Here is a 19461-nt window from a genome sequence, read left to right on the forward strand (position 1 = left end):
GGGCGGGCCTATACTCGCGGCATGAGCCTGCCGCGGCTGGTGGTCACAATGGGCGACCCGAACGGCATCGGCCCGGAGGTGGTCGCGAAGGCGCTGGCGAGAGCGGACGTGCGGGCGGCGGCCGAGGTGCGGGTGGTCGGGCTGCGGCACGTGCTGGCGCCATGGCTGGAGGCGGCGGGCGCGGGCGGGGCGGATGTGGTGGAGCCCGTTGCGGCGCCGGGGTTCCGGGTGCGCCACGGGGAGGTCGACGCGGAGGCGGGGCGGCTCGCGCACCGCTGGGTGGAGTTCGCGGCCGCGGCGTGCCTTGCGGGCGAGGCCGACGGCATGGTGACGGCGCCGGTGAACAAGGCGGCGTTCGCGGCGGCGGGCATCCGGGAGACGGGGCACCAGGAGGTGCTGCAGCGGGTGAGCGGGGCGGAGCACGTGGCGACGATGCTGGTGACCGGCGGGCTGCGGTGCATGCACCTGAGCACCCACAAGCCGCTGCGCGAGGCGTGCGCCTACGTGACCCGGGCGAACGTGCTGCGGGCGATTGCACTGACGGACCGGGAGTTCCGGCGGTGGGGGTTTGCGCAGCCGCGGATTGCGGTGGCGGCGCTCAATCCGCACGCGGGCGAGGGCGGACTGATCGGCCGGGAGGAGATCGAGGAGATCGGGCCGGCGGTGGAGGACGCCCGGGCCCAGGGGGTAGACGCACGGGGGCCGTTCCCGGCGGATTCGGTGTTCAACCGGGCGATCGCGGGGGAGTTCGATGTGGTGGTGGTGATGTACCACGACCAGGGACACATCGCGATCAAGGTGCACGGGTTCGAGCGGAGCGTGAGCGTCAACCTCGGGCTGCCGTTCGTGCGGACGAGCGTGGACCACGGGACGGCGTACGACATCGCCGGGCGCGGGGGTGCGAACGCGGAGAGCATGGCGGAGGCGATTTTGCTGGCGGCGCGGCTCTGCAGCGGCGGGAGCCTGGCGGGCGGGGGCGCGCGGTGAGCCGGGCGGGGGAGATTCCGCTCGAGCCGCCGCTGGTGCGGGCGCCTTCGACGGTTCCGGCCCGGGAAGACCGGTCGTACCTGGGCTACATCGGCGCGGCGCTTGCGTTTGCGCTTGCCGGCGGGTTTGCGCTGGCGGTGTGGATGCCGCTGGCCGGGACAGACGTGCTGCCCGGGGTGGAACGGACGCCGCGGCTTGTGCAGGCGCACGGGTGGCTGCAGCTGCAGGGCTGGGCGGGGCTGTTCGTGGCGGGGATGGCGATCCGGGTGGTGCCGCGGTTCGTCGGCCGGCGGCCGCTGCCGGCGCGGGTGACGGTCCCGCTGCTTGGGCTGCTGGCCGCGCCGCTGGCGGTGCGGCTCGGTGTTCTGCCGTGGGTTGATGGGGGTGCGGCGCGGGCGGCGGCGCTGGCGACAGGGTGGACAACGGCGGCCGGCTGTGCCGGCGTGGGCGGCGTCCTGGCGGTCACGTTCTGGCGGGGGAAACGCGGCAGCGAGGCCTGGCGGCTGTTCATCGGAGCGGGCGCGGCCTGGTGGCTGGCGTGGGCGCCGCTGGCAGCCTGGTGGGGCTGGCGCGCTGCGAATGGCGGCGGCCTGGCGCCAGCAGCCTTCGACGACGCGCTGGCGTGGGCGGTGATGCTCGGCCCGATCGGGAACTTCATCCTCGGGGTGCAGAGCCGGGCGGTGCCGGTGTTTTTCGGGCGGCGGCCTCCGGATGCGCGAGCGCTGGCCGGGCCGTGGCTGCTGGTGAACGCGGGCGCCGGGGCGTGCGTGCTGGGGATGGCGCTCGATGGGACGGCGGCAGCGCGGGCTGCGGGCGCGGGACTCGCACTGGGCGGCGCGGGCCTCTGCTGGGGGCTGCCGATCGCGGGAGCGGTACGCGGGCGCGCGCACCGGCTGCGCCCGCGGGCGCGCCCGGCGGCGAAGTTCGTGCTGGCTGCGAACCTCGCCGGCATGGCAGCGGGCGCGCTGATGCTGTTGGCTGGCGCGGCGATGGCGTTGGAGGGAGGCTACGCGGCGGCTCCGCTGCGCGATGCGGCGCGGCACCTGTTCGGGCTGGGGCCGATCACGATGCTCATCCTCGGGATGGCGCGGCTGATTGCGCCGGTGTTCGCGGTGGCGCGGACCGAGAGCCGGGGCGCGGGCTTCCGCGAGCACGCGCCGTTCTGGCTGCTGGCGGCCGCGCTCGTCGTGCGTGCGGGCGCGGGGCTGGCTTCGGGCACGGCGAGCTACGACGCGTGGATGCATGCGTCGGCTGCGGCGGGGGTGCTGGCGTGGCTGGCGATTGCGGTGTTCGCCGCGGACGTGCTGACAGCCGCGCGGAAGGAGGCGCAGAACCTGGCGGCGATCGAGGCTGCCGCGCCCGGCGGGAAGCCGCAGGCGGAGGAGGGCCGGGTTCAGTAAGGGAGGCCGGGAAGGCCGAAAAGCGTGCGGGCGTAGCTGGCGCGGCCGAGGTGGCCGTTGCCGTGGCCGATGAGGCCGTGGAGGATAGCTTCGATGCGCGGAACCGGGCCCCAGGGGCGGATGACCTGCACCTCGCGGAGGTAAGCCTCGCTCATGGCGGCGATGCGGGGCACGACGGCGGCTTCGACGGCGCGGGTGTATTCGTCGAATTCGGCGGGCGGCGGGAAGCGCATGGCGTAGGCGTCGCGCGGGTCCTGGCCGGTGCCCTGGTCGACGCGGGGGAGGTTCCAGCGCTCGTGGAAGTTGTGCTGGAGCCAGACCGGCTGCTCGCGTTCGAAGACGAAGTGGATGATGTTGTCGATGGTGCGGACGACGTGCCAGACGTCCCAGCCGATGGAATTGGTGATGCCGCCGCGAGTATCGCAGAGCTGTTCGACGGTGAGGCCGTCGGTGGCGCGGAGGGCATACTTGAGGACGCGGCCGACGACGACGGAGAGCTGGGTGGGGGTATCGGGGGGATTGCCCATGCCGGGCAGGTTGGGGATATCGGGCACGGGGGGACCTCGGCGGAGGAGTGGGCCGATTCTGCCAGAGGGCGGGGGCGGCGTCAGCCGGGGTGTGCGGCCGGCGCGGGCGCCGCAGCGGCCACGGGTGTGGGGAATTCCCCGATGACGGAGGCGGATGACACGGCCGATAATCCAGGCACGATGGGGGAGGGGCAGCCATCCAGGGTTGCGGAGAGCGAGACCGCTGCCGCGGTCCGGCTGATCCGCGTCGGGCTCGACCTGTCGTCGGCGGGGTACGTCATTGCGGACGCCGATGGGTCGGTGGTGTTGTGGAACCGGGCGTTCCGCGAGCTGTGGGGGCTGGAGGGTGTCGAGCTGCCGGCGCGCTGGGAGGCGCTGCAGGCGCTGCTGCTGGAGCGGGCGGACGGCGATGCGCAGGCGGCGTTCGCGCGGGGCGCGGCGGCGATGGCGCAGCAGGAGCTGCGGGATGAGCGGTACGTGCGGCTGCGGAGCGGCAGGGTGGTGGAGGTGCAGAGCTGGCCGCTGCCACTGTTCGGGGACCGGGTCGGCCGTGCCTGGCGCTTCAGCGACGTGACGGAGCTGGCGGCGGCGCGGCGCGCGCTGGAGGAGGCGAACCGGCTGCTGGAGGGGGTCATCGAGGGGGCGCCGTACGGGATCGTCGCGGTGAGCATAGAAGGGCAACTGCTCTGGGCGAACGGACGGTTCTTCGCGATGACGGGGCTCGACGAGGCGTGGACGAAGCTGCCACCCCCGGAGCGGGCGGCCCGGCTCGAGGCGCTGGCGAAGGACCCGGGGCAGGCGCGGGCGTTCAACCAGCGGTGGCGGGCGGAACCGGGCGCATCGTACGCGGAGCTGTTCGAGCGAAAGGACGGGGCCTGGCTCCGGGTGAGCACGCAGCCGCTGCGGGACCGGGCGGGCGCGGTGCTCGGGCAGGTGTTCTTCTACGAAGATATGACCGCGCAGGTGCTGGCGGAGCGGGCGGCAGCGGAAAGCGAGGCGCGGCTCCGGGCAGTCATCGAGCACATGGAAACGGGTGTCGTTGTGGTGAACCGGCAGGGGGCGATCACCGGGGCGAACCCGGCGGCGGCCCGGCTGCTGGGGGTGCCCGCGGACCAAATTGCCGGGCGGGCCTTGGACTGGAGCTGGGGAGCGGTGCGGGAGGATGGCAGCCTCTTCCCGCCCTCGGAGATGCCGGTGCACGTGGCGATGACGACCGGGGCAGCGGTGCGAGGGGTGGTGATGGGGCTGCCGCTGGGCAGCGGGAGGCTGCGCTGGCTGCTGGTGTCGGCGGCGGTGCTGCGGCGGGGCGCGGCGGGGGAGCCGCAGGAAGTGGTGGCGACCTTCACCGACTACACGGAGCACCGGGAGCGGGAGGGGCTGCTGGCGAAGGCGCGGTTCCTGGAGAGCTTCGCGGCGCTTTCGGCGGGGGTGGCCCACCGGCTGAACAACGACCTGACGGCCATGCTCGGCAATGCATGGCTGGTGCGGCAGGGCGGGCCGCTGACGGCTGACCAGGCCGAGGCGGTCAGCGCGATCGAGGAGGCAGCGCGTGATGCGGCGTACCTGGTGGCCGACCTGCGCGCGGCCGCAACCGGAAGCGACGAGCCGAAGGGCCCGGTGGAGCTGGACGTGTGCCTGGGGCGGGCGCTCATCCAGTTCCCGGAGGCGGACCGGCGGCGGGCCGCGGTGGTGCTGGGGTCGGGCATGCCGTGTGTGCCGGGGCGGCCGCGGGCGCTGGAGGCGGCGTTCCAGCATGTGCTGGCGAACGCGTTCGAGGCGACCGCCGGGCCGGTGGAGGTCCGGGTGACGCGGCTGCGGGTGCGCGGCGATTTATCGCTGGGGAGGCCGGAGCGGTGGGAGCCTGAACCGCTCCCGGCGGGCGAGTATGCGGCTGTGTTCGTCGAGGACGCGGGGGAAGGGATTGCGGAGGAGCACCTTGGCCGGATTTTCGAGCCGTTCTTTACGACGCGGTTCGCCGGGCGTGGGCTGGGCCTCCCGGCGACGGCGGGGATCGTGCGGGAGCACGGCGGATACATCGGGGTGCACTCGGTGGCGGGCCGGGGGACGACCGTAGTCCTGGCCTTTCCCGTGCCGCAGGAGGCCTCGGAGGAGGCCTGAGGACGGGCCGGCTAACATGCCGGTTGGGTCGGGGCGTGGTTCAATAGCAGCCCAGGCTGCAGGAGGCACGACCCGATGGAGTTCGAACTTTCGGAAGAGCACCGGCTGATCAAGGAGACTGCCCGGCGGATTGCGCGCGAGGTGATCGCGCCGCGGGCGAAGGAGGTCGACGAGACCGGGGAGTACCCGCACGACTTCTTCGAGGCGTTCAAGAAGGCGGGCCTGCTGGGGATGGCGATCCCGGAGTCGATGGGCGGCACGGGCAACGGCATCCTGCCGCTCTGCCTGGCGATCGAAGAGGTCGCGAAGTACGAGTGCGGGGCCGGGCTGATGCTGGTGCTGAGCGGGCTCCCGACCCGGCCGATCGTCTTCGGGGGCACCCCGGAGCAGCAGCAGCGATGGCTGCCGGCGCTGGCAGCCGGGGATGCCAAGGCGGCGTTCTGCCTGACCGAGCCGGACCACGGGTCGGATGCGGCGAACCTGCAGACGCGGGCGGTCCGCGACGGGGACGACTACATCCTGAACGGGAACAAGGTGTACATCTCGGGCGGGACGGTGGCGGATTACCTGACGGTGTTTGCGCGGACGGGCGGCCCGGGGGCGAAGGGGATCAGCGCCTTTGTGGTGGACGCGCACGCGCCGGGGGTGCGGATCGACCGGACGGACGACAAGATGGGCGTACGGAGCGTGCCGACGGCGCACTTCAGCTTCCAGGATGTGCGGGTGCCGGCGGAGAACCTGCTGGGGGGCGTCGAAGGGCAGGGGTTCAACGTGGCGATGCTGACGCTGAACTCGATGCGGCCGACGGTGGGCGCGCGCGGCGTCGGCCTGGCCGAGGGCGCGGCGGCCTATGCGCTGGAGTGGGCGCGGGAGCGGAAGGCGTTCGGCAGCTCGGTGATCGATTTCGAAGCGATCCAGTTCATGTTTGCGGACATGGCGATCCAGATCGAGGCGGCGCGGAACCTGGTCTATAAGGCGGCGTGGCTGGTGGACCAGGGGAAGTACACGCGGGAGTATGCGCACCATCTGTCGATTGCGAAGGCGTACGCGACGGAGGTGGCGAACCGGGTGGCGTTCGATGCGCTGCAGGTGCTTGGTGCGCAGGGGTACATGAAGGACCACCCGCTGGAGCGGCACTACCGGGATGCGCGCCAGCTGATGATTGTGGAGGGGACGAGCCAGATTCAGCGGGTGGTGATCAGCCGGGCGCTGATCGACCGGAACCTGGTCTACGGCTGACGGCGGGCGGGGCGCACGGGCCGGCGCCGACGGGGTAGGATGTCGGCACCACGGAGAAGGAGGCGCCTGGTGGAACGGATTCGCGATGGGGACCTGGAGATTGTGATCGGCGGGCCGACGGGCTACGGGAACAACGTGTACGTGGTGGTCGACCGGGCGACGGGCGAGGCGGCGTTCATCGATGCGCCGGGCGACCCGGAGGCGAATATGGCCGCGGCGGAGGCGGCCGGGGTGCGGCCGACACGCATCTTCCTGACCCACGGGCACTTCGACCATACGCCGGCCATCGATGCGCTGAAGGCGGCATACGGCGCGAAGCTGTACGCGGACCCGGACGAACCGGGGCTGAAGGAGGGGCAGCTCGATGTGCCGGTGCGGCACGGCGAGGAGATCGCGGTCGGGAACCTGCGGTTCCGGGTGCTGAGCGTGCCGGGGCATACGCCCGCGAGCACGGCGTACCTGTGCGGGAAGAGCGTCTTCGTGGGCGACACGCTCTTCCCGGGCGGGCCGGGGCGTTCGAAGGACAACGCGGCGCTGCAGCAGGAGATCGCGTCGATCGTGCGGGAGCTGTATACGCTGCCGGACGACACGGTGGTGTACCCCGGGCACGGGCCGACCACGACGATCGGGGCGAGCAAGGCGGAGTACGCGGTCTTCGCCAGCCGGGAGCACGCGCCGGACCTGTGCGGGGATGTGACGTGGCTGAACTCGTAGGGCCGCCGGACGGGTGGTGGGCCCGGCGGATCGGCGAGCCGCGGACGGTGGTGCTGAGCACGACGGGGCCGGGCGGGCGGGCGCACGCGGCGGCGGTCTGGTACCTCTGGCGCGACGGCGAGGTGCAGATCGTGACGGGGCGCGGTTCGCAGAAGCACCGGAATATCGAGCGGACAGGTCAGGCGGCGGTGACGTGGCTCGACGACTGGCGGTACCTGACGGCCGCGGGACCGGTGACGGCGGAGCCGCTGACGCGCGAGGACCGGTATGCGCTCTGGGCGCACTACCGCGGGCCGGAGGTTGCGGCGAAGGAGACGGCGAGCGATGCCCACGAGGAGATGGTGCTCCTGCGGCTGAGCCCGGCGCGCTGGTGGGGCCAGTGGTGATGGCTGCTTCTCCATTTGCGGGGTTGGCCGTACCCTAGCGAGCCATGGGCAAGCTCGATGGCAAGACAGCGCTGATTTTCGGCGTCGCGAACGACCGTTCGATTGCGTGGGGGATTGCGCAGGCGTTCCACCGGGAGGGGGCGAAGCTGGCGTTTTCGTACGCGGCGGAGAACCTCGAGCGGCGGGTGCGGCCGCTGGCGGAGAGCGTGGGGGCGGACTTCATCGAGCTGTGCGATGTGACGAAAGACGAGGACATCGAGCGGGTGTTCGCGGCGGCGAAGGAGCGGCTGGGGACGATCGATGTGCTGGTGCACGCGATCGCCTATGCGAACCGGGAGGACCTCGCCGGGCGGTTCGTGGATACGTCGCGGGAGGGGTTCCTGCTGGCGCACAACGTGTCGGTGTACTCGCTGGTGGCGCTGGCGCGGGCGGCGCGGCCGCTGATGCCGAACGGCGGGAGCATCATCACGCTGACGTATTACGGTTCGCAGAAGGTGGCGCCGAAGTACAACGTGATGGGGGTGGCGAAGGCGGCGCTGGAGGCGACGGTGCGGTACCTCGCGTGGGACCTCGGGCCGGAGAACATCCGGGTGAACGCGATCAGCGCTGGGCCGATCCGGACGCTGGCGGCGAGCGGGATTTCGGGGTTCCGGGATTACCTGAAGGCGTTCGCGGATATTGCGCCGCTGCACCGGAACGTGACGATTGAGCAGGTCGGCGAGGCGGCGGTGTTCCTTGGGAGCGAGATGTCGAGCGGGACGACGGGGGACATCCTGTACGTGGACAGCGGCTACAACATCATGGGGCTCGTGGCCGAGACGCGGGAGTAGCGCGGTGGGAGCCGGGGAGTTCCGGGTGGTGCCGTACGCGCGGGGGCGGCACGGCGACGGCCCGTGGCGGGTGGTGGCGCGGGTGTTCGAGGAGTACGGCTTCCCGTTTGCGGAGGCGGACTACGATGCGGACGTGCTCTGGCCGGAGCGGCACTACCGGGAGGGGTGGTTCCTTGTGGCGGAGGCGGCCGACGGGGAGGTGGTCGGGTGCGTGGGGCTCTCGGACGAGGGCGGCGGTGAGTTCGAGCTGCACCGGCTGTACGTGCTGCCGGGAGCGCGGGGGAAGGGGCTGGGCGAGCGGCTGACGCGGGAGGTGATTGGGCTGGCGCGGGCTGCTGGGGCGCGGCGGCTGGTGCTGTTCAGCGATGTGGCGTTCGAGCATGCGCACCGGCTGTACGAGCGGTGCGGGTTCCGGCGGAACCGGTTCCGGTATGCGCCGGACCCGTGGCGAAGCCGGGAATGGGGATTCGTGCTGGAGTTCGAGGAGGAACGGTAATGGCCCGGATGCGGTGTTTGTGGTGTATCGAGCCGCCGTACCAGGAGGTAGCGGTGCTGAAATGGCGCGGCGAGGAGCGGGAGCGGCTGACGGTGCACCTGTGCCGGAAGCACCTGGCGCGGCTGAAGGAGGCCGGCCCGGCCGGCCGGGAGCACAAGGGGTGGTGGTACAAGGAGGGGTGGTGGTAGCTGGGGGGCTCCCGTTAGCGGAAGTGGGGCAGGACGGTCTCGGCGAAGAGGCGGGCGGGCTCGCGGGTGTCGCGGCCGAAGAACTCGATGACGAACATGGTGCAGCCGAGGTCGAGGTGGCGCTGGATCTGCTCGCGGACGCGGGCAGGGCTGCCGGCGATGGCGAGCGGGCCGGTGGGGTCGCCCATGTGGCCGCCGAAGATCTTCTTCGCGGTTTCGACCATGGGAGCGGCGGCGGCCTCATCCGGTGCGATGATGACGAGGCACTGCTGGCTGATGGTGATGGAAGCCGGGTCGCGGCCGACGGCGGCGCAGTGTTCGCGGAGGACGTCGATTTTGCGGGGGAGGGCGTGGTGGTGGGCGGCGAGGTTGTTCCAGATATCGGCGTGGCGGGCAGCGATGCGGAGGAGGACTTTTTCGCCGGCGCCGCCGACGAGGATGGGCGGCCTGCGGACGGGCTTGGGCTCGCAGACGAGGTTGCGGACGTGGACGAATTCGCCGTCCATGGTGACCTCGGGCTCAGTCCACATGGCGCGGAAGAGCTCGAGGGCTTCGCGGAGCTGGCGCATGCGGGCGCCGATGGGCGGGAAGGGGACGCCGAAGTCGGTGAATTCGCGGGGCATCCAGCCGGCGCCGAGACCGGGGATGATGCGGCCGCCGGCGATGTTGTCGATGGTGGCGATGACCTTGCCGAGCTGGGCCGGGTTGCGCATGCCGGCGGGGGTGACGAGGGTGCCGATTTCGACCCGTTCGGTGATGGCGGCAACGGCGGCGACGAGGGACCAGGCTTCGAGGATTGGGATCTGGGGCGACTGCGGGCCGTAGAGATGGTCACAGACCCAGAGGGAATCGAAGCCCATGGCTTCGAACTCGCGGGCGTTGGTCTTCGCTTCGTTCCAGGTGCGCTTAATCTGGGGGATGGTGACGCCGAAGTGGGGTGCCGGCATGGCTGGCCTCCGGTGGTGCGGGCTGTGGGTGGGGACAGCCTAGCGGGCCGCGCGAGGTTGCGCGAGGGCGTTCAGCGGATGACGAAGTAGCGGGCGCCGGGGTGGTGGACGATGACGGCGGCGGTGGTCTGCTCGGGGTGCCACTGGAAGGTTTCGGAGAGTTCGACGCCGATGCGCTCGGGGCGGAGGAGGACGGCCATCTTCGTTTGCTCTTCGAGGTCGGGGCAGGCGGGGTAGCCGAAGCTGTAGCGGCAGCCCTGGTAGCCGAGGGCGAAGAGTTTGCGGATGTCGGCGGCGTCTTTGCCGGCGATGCCGAGCTCCTGGCGGACGCGCTTGTGCCAGTATTCGGCAAGGGCCTCGGCGGCTTCGACGGCAAAGCCGTGCCAGTGGAGGTAGTCGCGGTACTCGTTCGCCTGGAAGAGCTCGTGGGCGAACTCGCTGGCGCGGGGGCCCATCGTCACCAGGGAGAGGGCGACGACGTCGAACTGCGGGCCGGTGGGGTCGGCGGCGACCTCGTCGAAGGAGCGGAAGAAGTCGGCGATGCAGAGGCGGCGGCCGGTGGGCTGGCGGGGGAAGCGGAAGCGGACGGGTTCGCCGACGGGCCGGCCATCTTCGACGGAGGGCCAGACGACGAGTTCGTTCTTCTCGGCGAGGGCGGGGAAGTAGCCGTAGACGACGGCCGGGAGGAGGAGCTGCTCGGCGATGGCGCGCTCCTGCCAGCGGCGGAAGATGGGGCGCACCTCCTCCTCGATGAAGCGGGCGTACTCGTCTTCGGGGCGGTCGCCGCGCTGGTAGCCCCACTGCCCGCGGAAGAGCGCGATTTCGTTGATGTAGGGGTAGATCTCGCGAAGGGGGATGCCGCGGACGACGCGGGAGCCCCAGAAGGGCGGAGTGGGGATGGGGACGCCGCGCTCGATGTCGGAGGGGGCGTAGTCGTGTTCTGAGGGGGCGGGGGCAGCATTCGGGTCGGCGACGGGGTCGTAGCCGGAATCTTCGTCCTTCGGGCGGTCGGACGTGCGGGAGAGGTCGGGCAGGGGTTTGCCCTCGCGGAGGGCCGGGATGATGCGGTCGAGGGTGGCGAGGCCTTCGAAGGCGTCCTGGGCGTAGTAGACGTGGCCCTTGTAGACCTGGCGGAGCTCGTGTTCGACGTACTTCCGGGTGAGGGCGGCGCCGCCGAGGATGACGGGGTAGTGGAAGAGCTCGCGGGCGTTGAGCTCTTCGAGGTCCTCACGCATGACGACGGTGCTTTTGACGAGGAGGCCGGAGAGGCCGATGACATCGGCGCCGACCTCCTGGGCTTTTTCGATGATGTTGGAGATCGGCTGCTTGATGCCGAGGTTGTAGGTTGTGTAGCCGTTATTCGTGAGGATGATATCGACGAGATTCTTGCCGATATCGTGGACGTCGCCGCGGACGGTGGCGAGGACGACCTTGCCCTTGGACTGGCCTTCGACGCGCTCCATGTGGGGCTCGAGGTAGGCGACGGCGGCCTTCATCGTCTCGGCGGACTGGAGGACGAAGGGGAGCTGCATCTTGCCGGCGCCGAAGAGGTCGCCGACTTCGCGCATGCCGGGGAGGAGGTGCTCGTTGATGATGGTGAGGGGGTCGAAGCGGGCGAGGGCTTCGTCGAGGTCGTCGTGGAGGCCGCGGCGGTCGCCGTTGATGATGCGGCGGCGGAGGCGCTCTTCGACCGGGAGGCGATGGGCCGGGTCGGCGGCTGGACGCTGCTCCTTCTCGGCGGATTCGAAGAGGGAGATGAAATGGGTGAGCGGGTCGTAGCCGTCGCGGCGGCGGTCGTAGATGAGGTCGCGGGCGGTTTCGAGCTGCTCTTCGGGGATGCGGTTGAGCGGGAGGATCTGTTTTGCGTTGACGATGGCGGCATCGAGGCCGTGTTCGATGGCTTCGTGGAGGAAGACGGAGTTGAGGACGCGGCGGGCGGCCGGCTTGAGGCCGAAGGAGCAGTTGGAGACGCCGAGGATGGTGTGGACGCCGGGGAGCTCTTCTTTGACGCGGCGGATGGCTTCGAGGGTTTCGATGGCGTCGCGGCGGAGCTCCTCCTGGCCGCTGGTCATGGGGAAGGTGAGGCAGTCGAAAAGGAGGTCGCCGGGCTCCATGCCGTAGCGGTTGACGGCGATGTCGTAGATGCGGCGGGCAACCCGGAGCTTCCACTCGGCGGTGCGGGCCTGGCCTTCTTCGTCGATGGTGAGGGCGACGGCGGCGGCGCCGTGCTCCTTGATGAGGGGGAGGAGCTTCGTGATTTTCCGTTCGCCGTCCTCGAGGTTGATGGAGTTGACGATGGCGCGGCCGCCGTAGAGCTTGAGGGCGGTTTCGATGACGGCGACTTCGGTGCTATCGAAGACGAGCGGGACGGCGACCTGCGTGCGGAAGGCGGAGACGACGCGGTGCATGTCGGCGGGGCCGTCGCGGCCGACGTAATCGACCATGACATCGATGACGTGGGCGCCTTCGGCGGCCTGTTCGCGGGCGAGGGCGACCATGCCGTCGACGTCCTCGGCGAGGAGGAGGTCGCGGAAAGCGCGGGAGCCGGTGGCGTTGGTGCGTTCGCCGACGACGAGGAAGGAAGTGTCCTGTTTGATGGGGACGGCGGTATAGAGGGAGGCGGCGGCCGGCTCGTAGCGGGTGGGGCGCTCTTTGGGGCGGGGCCGGCCGATGACGCGGATCGCCTCGGCGAACATGGCGGGGGTGGTGCCGCAGCAGCCGGCGACGATGGAGGTGCCGAACTCCTCGACGAAGATCTTCTGGTAGCGGGCGAACTCTTCGGGGGAGAGGGTGTAGCAGGCGCGGCCGTCGATGACCTCGGGCAGGCCCGCGTTGGGGCCGATGAAGACGGGCCGGCGGGAGTGCTGCGCGAGGTAGCGGACATGCTCGACCATCTGCTCGGGGCCGGTGGCGCAGTTGATGCCGACGATGTCGACGACGTCGAGCGGTTCGAGGGTGGCGAGTGCGGCGGCGATATCGGAACCGAGGAGCATCGTGCCGGTCGACTCGATGGTGACGGAGGCGATGACGGGCACGCGGCGGCCGGTGATTTCCATGGCGTCGGCGGCGGCGGCGAGGGCGGCTTTGGTTTGGAGGAGGTCCTGGCAGGTTTCGATTTTGAGGACGTCGATGCCGCCTTCGAGGAGGCCGATGCACTGTTCGCGCCAGCCTTCGCGGATCTCGTCGTAGGTGATGTGGCCGAGGGAGGGGAGCCGGGTGCCGGGACCGACGGTTCCGAAGCTGTAGCGCGGCCACTCGGGGGTGGAGTAGCGGTCGCGGACGCGGCCGATGACCTGTGCGGCGAGGCGGTTGAGCTCGCGGGTGCGGTCGGCGAGGCCGAACTCGGCGAGGACGACGGGGTTAGCGCCGAAGGAGCAGCTATCGACGGCGTCGACGCCGACCTCGTAGAAGGAGGCGTAGATGCTTTCGAGGATGTGGGGGCTGGCGACGTTGAGCCATTCGGGGCAGCCTTCGTGGCTTTCGCCATCGGGCGCGACGTAGGCTTCGGGGCCGAGGTTGAGCGAGAGCAGCGTGGAACCGATGGGACCTGCGGCGTAGAGCACCTGGTCCCGCAGGCGGTTGAGCAGCGGGAGGTCGCGCGGCCTGTACATGGGTGGGATCACAGCGTACACCATGGTGGGTGTGGAGGAGCACGTGAACCGGGCCGGCGGGGCTGGCGGGCCTGCGGGAGGGTACCCGAACTTCGGGGCGGCGCGGCGGGTGGCGGCGGCGCTGGCGATGCGGTGCCCGCGCTGCTGCCGGGGGGCCGCCTGGGCGGGGCCGTTCCGGATGCATGAGCGGTGCCCGGTCTGCGGGCTGCAGTTCGAACGGGAGCCGGGCTACTTCACGGGGGCGATGTACGCGAGCTATTTCATCGGGCTGTTCGTGACGCTGCCCGTGTGGCTCTGGATGCTGCTGGCCGGGGCGCCGTTCGGGGCGATCCTCGTGACGGCGTTCGGGCTGGTAGCGCTGGTGACGCCCGCGGCATTCCACTATTCGCGGGTGGCCTGGATGCAGATCGACGCGTACTTCAACCCGGGGACGTTCGCCGAGGATGTGCCGGGATGAGCGGCGGTTTCCGGGTGCGGGAGGCAGACGCGGAGGACGCGGAGGCGCTTGCCGAGCTGTACGCGGGGAGCGGGCTGCCGGGCGCGCCGGGCGATGCCGCGGAGGCTGCGCGGATGCTCCAGACGGGCGCTGCGTTCCTGCTGGCGGAGGATGACGCGGGGATCGCGGGCGCGGTGCGCTGGCGGGAGGAGGAGGGGGTGGCGTGGTTCGACCTGCTGCGATCGCTGGAGCCGCCGGCGGGGGCGGAGCTGGTGCGGACGGTGGGCCGGCGGACGCAGGACCGGGGGCTGCGGCTGGCGCGCTGCCGGGCGCCCGATACCCCGGGCATGGCCGCCTACTTTGCCCGGCTGGGGTACCTGCCGGTAAGGCGGGAGCGGGCAGAGGACGGCCGGGCGCTGCTGGTGCTGGAGCGGCGGCTGCCGCTGCTGACGGTGCGGGAGCAGCGGCGGGGCGACGCGGCCGCGATCGCCAGGCTGACCGGCGCAGACCCGTGGCCGTTCGAACAGGGCGCGCGCCCGGGCTGGTTTGTGGCGGCAGACGGCGAGCGGGTGGTGGGGGTCATCAGCGTGTACGACGCCGGCGGCGGGCTGGCGGAGCTCGCGGAGCCGGTGGTGGAGGCCGGCTACGAGGGGCGCGGCCTGGAGGCCTGGATGGCAGAACGGGCGCGGGAGTGGGCCCAGACCAACGGCTTCCACACCTGCGTGCTCCAGGCGACGCCGCGGATGCGGGCGCTGCGGCGGGCGCTGGAGGACCGGCTGTGGCAGCTGGAAGGCGACCGGTTCGTCCACAGGAGGCCGCGGGCGGCCGAGGAGGATGGAGCGGAGCGGTGAGCCGGGCGCCGGCGGCTACGGGCCGCGCTGGGGGCGAAGGCCGCGGGGGAGCCAGGCGGCGGCGGCGAGGAGGCGTTCACGGCGGAGGCGGGCCAGCTCGGCGCGGAGGGCATCGCGCTCGGCCTGGAGGTCGCGGATGTGGTCGCGCAGGGCGGCGACCAGGAGGTCCATTTCGGTGACGCGGGCGATAGCTTCGCGGCGGACGGCCTGGATATCGGCGCGGAGGCCGGCGGGGCTGGACGGAGCGCTCATGGCGCGGGCTCACCGGGCGGGAGGAGATCGGACCGGCCGAGGCGGGCGGGCGCCCACTCGCGGAGGAGGTCGCGCTCCTGGCGGAGGTCCTGGAGGTTGGCGTGGAGGGCGGCGATGACCTCTTCGAGGGTGGCGAGGCGGCTGTCGCGGCCGGCGGCGGCGAGTTCGAGCGCGCGGGCTCGCTCGATGGCGCGGTCGCGCTGTTTGCGTGCCTTGCGGAGCTGTTTGCGCAGGCGGCGGTTTTCGTCGGTCGCTGCGACCAGGGCGCGGACGAGGGTTGCAGGCGGGAGGGCTGCAGCGGCCTCGGGGTTGGCGGCGACGGTTTCGGGGTCGACCTCCAGGAGATCGGACTGCTCGACGCGGAGCTGTTCGAGGGTGGACTGGAGGCGCTCGACATCCTTCCGGACCTGGCGGATGAGCCGTTCGGCGCGGAGGTCGGCACCGGAGGCCTGGCCCTTGAGGGCGTCGGTGATGCGAAGGGCGGTGCGCTGCTGAAGGAGCTCCTCCCAGGTCCCGGCGGCCTCGGGCTGCTGGCGGAGGGGGATAGGGCCGGAGGCGGGGTCGGCGGGTTCGCCGGCCGGCTCCTGGGCGGGGGACTTACGAAGCGGGAAGCGCATGCATGGCCCCGGGGTTCACCAGTTTCTCCCGGAATATACGCCCGGATTTTCCGGGAGAGCAGGGCAGGGGCGGCGGGGCACAGCGTTTTCCACGGAGCTGCAACCGTTATGTTATATCCCAGGCCGGGGCGCCCGGGGGCGGTTCGCCGAGGTCGAGCTGGTAGTAGCAGGTATCGAGCCAGGCGCCGAACTTGTAGCCCGCATTGCGGAGGGTGCCGACGCGGGTGAAGCCGAAAGATTCATGCAGGCGGATGCTGGCGGTGTTGGTCGAGGTGATGGAGGCGACAACGGAGCGGACGCCGATGCGGCGGGCCTCCTCGAGGAGGGCGCCGAGGAGGCGGCGGCCGATGCCGCGGCCCCGGGCTGCGGGGTCGAGGTAGATGGTGTCTTCGCGGGTAAAGCGCCAGCCGGGTTTCTCGCTCATCAAGGTGAGGTAGGCGAAGCCGACAACGCCGGCGGGGGTTTCGGCGACGAGGACGGGCTGGAGGGGGTCGCTGTGGGAGGCCCACCAGGCGCGGCGGCGCTCCATGGGCCATGGTTCGGTATCCCAGGTGGCGGTGCCGTGCAGGATTTCGTGGTTGTAGATGCGGTTGATGGCGTCGAGGTCGGCTTCGGCTGCCGGGCGAATGGCGAGTTCGGGCACGGACGGAGGGTAGCGGGTACAGGTTTCGAACGGATTACGCGGAGCGTTCATTGTGCGATGACGGAGGTGCCGTACCATTGCGGTCGCATGCGTGACGGGATCATCGGGGTGCTGGCGGTAGCGCTGGGAGCGGCCGTGACGCTGCTCGGACTGGAGTACCTGCACTCGCGCTCGGTGTCGGTGGGGCTGGGGGTCGTGGTTGCGTACGTGGTCTGGGGCGAACTGACGGACCTGCTCGGTTCGGGGAGGAAGAACGGCCCCCTGCCGCCCGGGACGCCGCTATTGATGGACCCGAAGTTCCGGCGGCGGGTGCTGGGGGTGCTCGCGATGGGCGGAGCGAGCGGCGTGATCCTGCTGGGGCTGCTGACCGGCGACATCGACGTGGAGAAGGTGCGGGCGTGGATTCGCGACCTGGGGGCGTGGGGGCCGGTCCTGCTGATCCTCGTGCTGGCGGTCGCGATGATCATCGCGCCGATCCCGAACCCGCCGTTCATGATTGCGGCGGGCATCGCCTGGGGGACAGTCCTCGGGGTGGTGTACGCGGTGATCGGGCAGCTGCTCGGTTCGGTGGTCATCTTTGCGATCTCGCGGCGGTTCGGGCGGCGGTTCATCCCGAAGCTGATCGGGGAGGAGGGTGCGGAGAAAGTGGACCGGCTGGCGCGGGAGATGGGACCGCACCTCGTATTCTGGTGGCGGATGATGCCGGTCTCGTTCGATTTTGCGGCGTATGCGGCCGGGCTGACGGGGATGTCGTTCCGGCTGTTTACGACGCTGGTGTTCCTCGGCTCGATTGTGCCGACGACGGTGGTGGTGGCGTTCGGAGACTCGTTCGGGAAGTCGTGGGAGGCGCAGGTGGTCTCGGGGGCGCTGATCGTGGTGGCGCTGGCTGTGCCTTCGACGGTGTTCTTCCTGCGCTACCGGAAGCAGCTGCCGCCGCCGCGGGAGTGGGTAGGGCGGATGCTGAGCACGGGGGACCCTACGCCGGGGGCGTAGCCGGGCGTTCGCGGGCCGCGAGCCGCTCGAGGACGCGGTCGAGGATGAGGTGGGCCACGGCGTACTTGGAGAGGAGGGGAAACTCTTCGACGCGGCCGTCGTCGTGAAAGATGACGACCTGGTTGGTTTCGGTGCCGAAGCCGGAGCCGGGGGCGCTGACATCGTTGGCGACGATGAAGTGGAGGCGCTTGGCGGGGAGCTTCTGGCGGGCGTACTCGGCGAGGTTGCGGGTCTCGGCAGCGAAGCCGACGCGGATGCCGCCGCCGGGGATGCTGGCGATGATGTCGGGGTTTTGTTCGAGTTCGATGACGAGGCGCTCCTGGCCGGGCGCCTTTTTGATTTTGTGGTCGGCCGGGCTGGCGGGTCGGAAGTCGGCGGGGGCGGCGGCCATGATGATGGCGTCGGAATCGGCGGCGGCCTGCTCGAGGGCGACGAGCATTTCGCGGACGGTCTGGACGTCGACGCGATGGACGCCCCAGGGGGTTTCGAGGGCGACCGGGCCGGCGACGAGGGTGACGAAGGCGCCGCGGTCGCGGGCGGCTTCGGCGATGGCGAAGCCCATCTTGCCGGTGGAGCGGTTGCCGACGAAGCGGACGGGGTCGATCGGCTCGTGGGTGCCGCCGGCGGAGACGACGATGCGGCGGCCGGAGAGGTCGCCGGAGCGCTGGCCGAGGAGCAGGCGGAGTGCGCCGAGGATTTCGGGCACTTCGGCGAGGCGGCCGGGGCCGGTGCGCCCGCTGGCGAGGCGGCCGATCATCGGCCCGACGACTTCGACGCCGCGGTCGCGGAGGATGGCGATGTTCTCGCGGGTGGCGGGGTGCTCCCACATCTGGCTGTCCATGGCGGGGGCGACGAGAACGGGCGCCGCAGTGGCGAGTGCGGTGAGGGCGACCATATCGCCGGCGAAGCCGTGGGCGAGGCTGGCGAGGCAATCGGCGGTTGCCGGGGCGATGACCATGGCGTCGGCGCGGCGGGCGACTTCGACGTGGGCTTCGGTTTCGGCGGCGTCGAACATGTCGACAACCACGTCGCGGCCGGTGAGCGATTTGAAGGTGAGCGGCGCGATGAAGCGGGTGGCGGCGGGGGTCATGACGACTTCCACGTCGGCGCCGGACTGGCGGAGTTTGCTGGCGAGGTCGGCGGCTTTATAGCAGGAGATGGAGCCGGTGACGCCGAGGACGATGTGGCGCCCCTGCAGGGGGAGGTCGCGCGGGGTGAAGTCGGACATGGGCGGACCCCCGGTGGTCAGTCGCGGTCGCGGTTGAGTTCGTAGATGAGGCGGAGGCCGATGAGGGTGAGGTCGCCGTTGACGATATCGATGCAGTCGGTTTCGGAGGCGACGAGGGAGGCGAGGCCGCCGGTGGCGACGACGGGGGGATTGCCGCCGAGTTCGCGCTTGAACCGGGCGACGAGCCCTTCGACGAGGCCGACGTAGCCGAAGAGGATGCCGGATTGCATGGCGTGGACGGTGTTCTTGCCGATGGCGGCCGGGGGACGTTCGAGCTGGACGCGGTAGAGCATGGCGGCGCGGGAGAAGAGGGCTTCGCTGGCGATGCCGATGCCGGGTGCGATGGCGCCGCCGAGGTAATCGCCCTGCTCGTTGACGGCATCGAAGACGGTGGCGGTACCGAAATCGACGACGATGACCGGGGTGCCGTAGAGGCGGCTGGCGGCGACGGCGTCGATGATGCGGTCGGCGCCGAGCTGGCGGGGGTTGTCGTAGAGGATGCGGACGCCGGTGCGGAGGCCGTGGCCGACGAGGAGGGGTTCGACGCGGAAGTACTTGCGGCAAACCTGCTCGAAGGTGGGGATGAGCGGGGGGACGTCGCAGCCGATGATGCAGGCGGTGACGGCGCGGGCATCGATATCGCTGTAGTCGAGGAGGGAGAGGATGAGGACGCCGTATTCGTCGGGGAGTTTTTCGCGTTCGACGCCGATGCGCCAGGTATCGACGAGGGTTTCGCCGTCCCAGAGGCCGATGTGGATGGAGGTGTTGCCGATATCGAAGGCGAGGAGCATGGGGGTAATGAACCGTCCTGGCTTCGGGCCATGGGTGGCGGTCCCGGTGCCGGGGGCAGGATAGCTGAAAGAGGGAGGAGGGAGAAGGGAGGGAAGAGGGAGAAGGGAGGAGGGAGCCCCGCCCGGCACACGCCCTGCCCCACCGAGGAAGGGGGAAAAAGGGAGGAGGGAGCCCCGCCGGCACCCGCCCGGCCCCGCCGAGGGAGG

At 71.0% G+C, this 19461-nt stretch carries 20 protein-coding genes; 12 read left to right on the plus strand and 8 right to left on the minus strand.

Annotated elements, in window-relative coordinates:
* Positions 1 to 21: 21 nt before the first annotated feature.
* Together pdxA and A9A59_RS01200 are read left to right on the plus strand one after the other, a co-directional pair.
* Positions 22 to 987: a 4-hydroxythreonine-4-phosphate dehydrogenase PdxA gene (pdxA, locus tag A9A59_RS01195; RefSeq protein ID WP_098502537.1), complete on the plus strand. Its 966-nt coding sequence runs from the start codon at positions 22 to 24 to the stop codon at positions 985 to 987.
* Positions 984 to 2387: a hypothetical protein gene (locus A9A59_RS01200; protein WP_098502538.1), complete on the plus strand. Its 1404-nt coding sequence runs from the start codon at positions 984 to 986 to the stop codon at positions 2385 to 2387. The genes pdxA and A9A59_RS01200 overlap by 4 nt, the downstream gene beginning before the upstream one ends.
* On the opposite strand, the gene A9A59_RS01205 is transcribed toward A9A59_RS01200, so the two are convergent.
* Positions 2381 to 2941 (minus strand): DinB family protein, encoded by a 561-nt coding sequence (locus A9A59_RS01205; RefSeq protein WP_098502539.1) that lies wholly within the window; start codon positions 2939 to 2941, stop codon positions 2381 to 2383. The genes A9A59_RS01200 and A9A59_RS01205 overlap by 7 nt on opposite strands.
* Before the next feature lie 114 nt (positions 2942 to 3055).
* Between A9A59_RS01205 and A9A59_RS01210 the strand changes: the two genes are divergently transcribed.
* The 7 genes from A9A59_RS01210 (at position 3056) to A9A59_RS14275 (ending at position 8885) form a co-directional block, all read left to right on the plus strand.
* Entirely contained in the window at positions 3056 to 5032 is a 1977-nt protein-coding gene (locus A9A59_RS01210; protein WP_133117464.1) for a PAS domain-containing sensor histidine kinase, read from the plus strand.
* Positions 5033 to 5107: 75 nt separating this feature from the next.
* Positions 5108 to 6271 carry an acyl-CoA dehydrogenase family protein gene (locus A9A59_RS01215; RefSeq protein WP_098502541.1) on the plus strand — a complete coding sequence of 388 codons (1164 nt, stop codon included), beginning with the start codon at positions 5108 to 5110 and terminating at the stop codon, positions 6269 to 6271.
* Positions 6272 to 6340: 69 nt separating this feature from the next.
* The gene (locus tag A9A59_RS01220; protein WP_165772415.1) at positions 6341 to 6985 is read left to right on the plus strand and encodes an MBL fold metallo-hydrolase; all 645 of its coding nucleotides are present in this window, start codon (positions 6341 to 6343) and stop codon (positions 6983 to 6985) included.
* A complete protein-coding gene (locus A9A59_RS01225) occupies positions 6970 to 7371 on the plus strand; it encodes a pyridoxamine 5'-phosphate oxidase family protein (protein ID WP_165772416.1) in 402 nt (133 codons plus the stop codon). Before A9A59_RS01220 ends, A9A59_RS01225 begins: the two co-directional genes overlap by 16 nt.
* A 44-nt stretch (positions 7372 to 7415) precedes the next feature.
* Positions 7416 to 8201 (plus strand): enoyl-ACP reductase FabI, encoded by a 786-nt coding sequence (locus A9A59_RS01230; RefSeq protein WP_098502544.1) that lies wholly within the window; start codon positions 7416 to 7418, stop codon positions 8199 to 8201.
* Between the two features lie 4 nt (positions 8202 to 8205).
* Entirely contained in the window at positions 8206 to 8697 is a 492-nt protein-coding gene (locus A9A59_RS01235) for a GNAT family N-acetyltransferase (RefSeq protein ID WP_098502545.1), read from the plus strand.
* Between the two features lie 53 nt (positions 8698 to 8750).
* The gene (locus A9A59_RS14275) at positions 8751 to 8885 is read left to right on the plus strand and encodes a hypothetical protein (protein ID WP_263970091.1); all 135 of its coding nucleotides are present in this window, start codon (positions 8751 to 8753) and stop codon (positions 8883 to 8885) included.
* A 14-nt stretch (positions 8886 to 8899) separates the two neighbouring features.
* On the opposite strand, the gene A9A59_RS01245 is transcribed toward A9A59_RS14275, so the two are convergent.
* Positions 8900 to 9832 carry a TIGR03619 family F420-dependent LLM class oxidoreductase gene (locus A9A59_RS01245; protein ID WP_098502547.1) on the minus strand — a complete coding sequence of 311 codons (933 nt, stop codon included), beginning with the start codon at positions 9830 to 9832 and terminating at the stop codon, positions 8900 to 8902.
* A gap of 71 nt (positions 9833 to 9903) precedes the next feature.
* Positions 9904 to 13443: a methionine synthase gene (metH, locus tag A9A59_RS01250; protein WP_098502548.1), complete on the minus strand. Its 3540-nt coding sequence runs from the start codon at positions 13441 to 13443 to the stop codon at positions 9904 to 9906.
* A gap of 31 nt (positions 13444 to 13474) precedes the next feature.
* Between metH and A9A59_RS01255 the strand changes: the two genes are divergently transcribed.
* Together A9A59_RS01255 and A9A59_RS01260 are read left to right on the plus strand one after the other, a co-directional pair.
* The gene (locus A9A59_RS01255) at positions 13475 to 13900 is read left to right on the plus strand and encodes a DUF983 domain-containing protein (protein ID WP_181950222.1); all 426 of its coding nucleotides are present in this window, start codon (positions 13475 to 13477) and stop codon (positions 13898 to 13900) included.
* Positions 13897 to 14730 (plus strand): GNAT family N-acetyltransferase, encoded by an 834-nt coding sequence (locus A9A59_RS01260; protein WP_098502549.1) that lies wholly within the window; start codon positions 13897 to 13899, stop codon positions 14728 to 14730. The genes A9A59_RS01255 and A9A59_RS01260 overlap by 4 nt, the downstream gene beginning before the upstream one ends.
* A 15-nt stretch (positions 14731 to 14745) precedes the next feature.
* Here A9A59_RS01260 and A9A59_RS01265 read toward each other — a convergent pair whose 3' ends face one another.
* From A9A59_RS01265 to A9A59_RS01275, 3 genes are all read right to left on the minus strand, one after another.
* Positions 14746 to 14982, minus strand: coding sequence for a hypothetical protein (locus A9A59_RS01265; RefSeq protein WP_098502550.1), 237 nt, complete (start codon positions 14980 to 14982; stop codon positions 14746 to 14748).
* On the minus strand, positions 14979 to 15599 hold the full coding sequence (locus A9A59_RS01270; protein WP_098502551.1) for a hypothetical protein: 621 nt from the start codon (positions 15597 to 15599) through the stop codon (positions 14979 to 14981). The genes A9A59_RS01265 and A9A59_RS01270 overlap by 4 nt, the downstream gene beginning before the upstream one ends.
* A gap of 106 nt (positions 15600 to 15705) precedes the next feature.
* Positions 15706 to 16242 (minus strand): GNAT family N-acetyltransferase, encoded by a 537-nt coding sequence (locus A9A59_RS01275; RefSeq protein ID WP_278286747.1) that lies wholly within the window; start codon positions 16240 to 16242, stop codon positions 15706 to 15708.
* 87 nt (positions 16243 to 16329) lie between these two features.
* Between A9A59_RS01275 and A9A59_RS01280 the strand changes: the two genes are divergently transcribed.
* Entirely contained in the window at positions 16330 to 17235 is a 906-nt protein-coding gene (locus tag A9A59_RS01280) for a TVP38/TMEM64 family protein (protein ID WP_165772417.1), read from the plus strand.
* Here A9A59_RS01280 and coaBC read toward each other — a convergent pair.
* Positions 17219 to 18463: a bifunctional phosphopantothenoylcysteine decarboxylase/phosphopantothenate--cysteine ligase CoaBC gene (gene coaBC, locus A9A59_RS01285; protein ID WP_098502554.1), complete on the minus strand. Its 1245-nt coding sequence runs from the start codon at positions 18461 to 18463 to the stop codon at positions 17219 to 17221. The two genes, A9A59_RS01280 and coaBC, sit on opposite strands and share 17 nt — an antisense overlap.
* Before the next feature lie 17 nt (positions 18464 to 18480).
* Positions 18481 to 19254 (minus strand): type III pantothenate kinase, encoded by a 774-nt coding sequence (locus A9A59_RS01290; RefSeq protein WP_098502555.1) that lies wholly within the window; start codon positions 19252 to 19254, stop codon positions 18481 to 18483.
* Between the last annotated feature and the right edge of the window lie 207 nt (positions 19255 to 19461).

Source organism: Tepidiforma thermophila (assembly GCF_002563855.1).
GTDB lineage: Bacteria > Chloroflexota > Dehalococcoidia > Tepidiformales > Tepidiformaceae > Tepidiforma > Tepidiforma thermophila.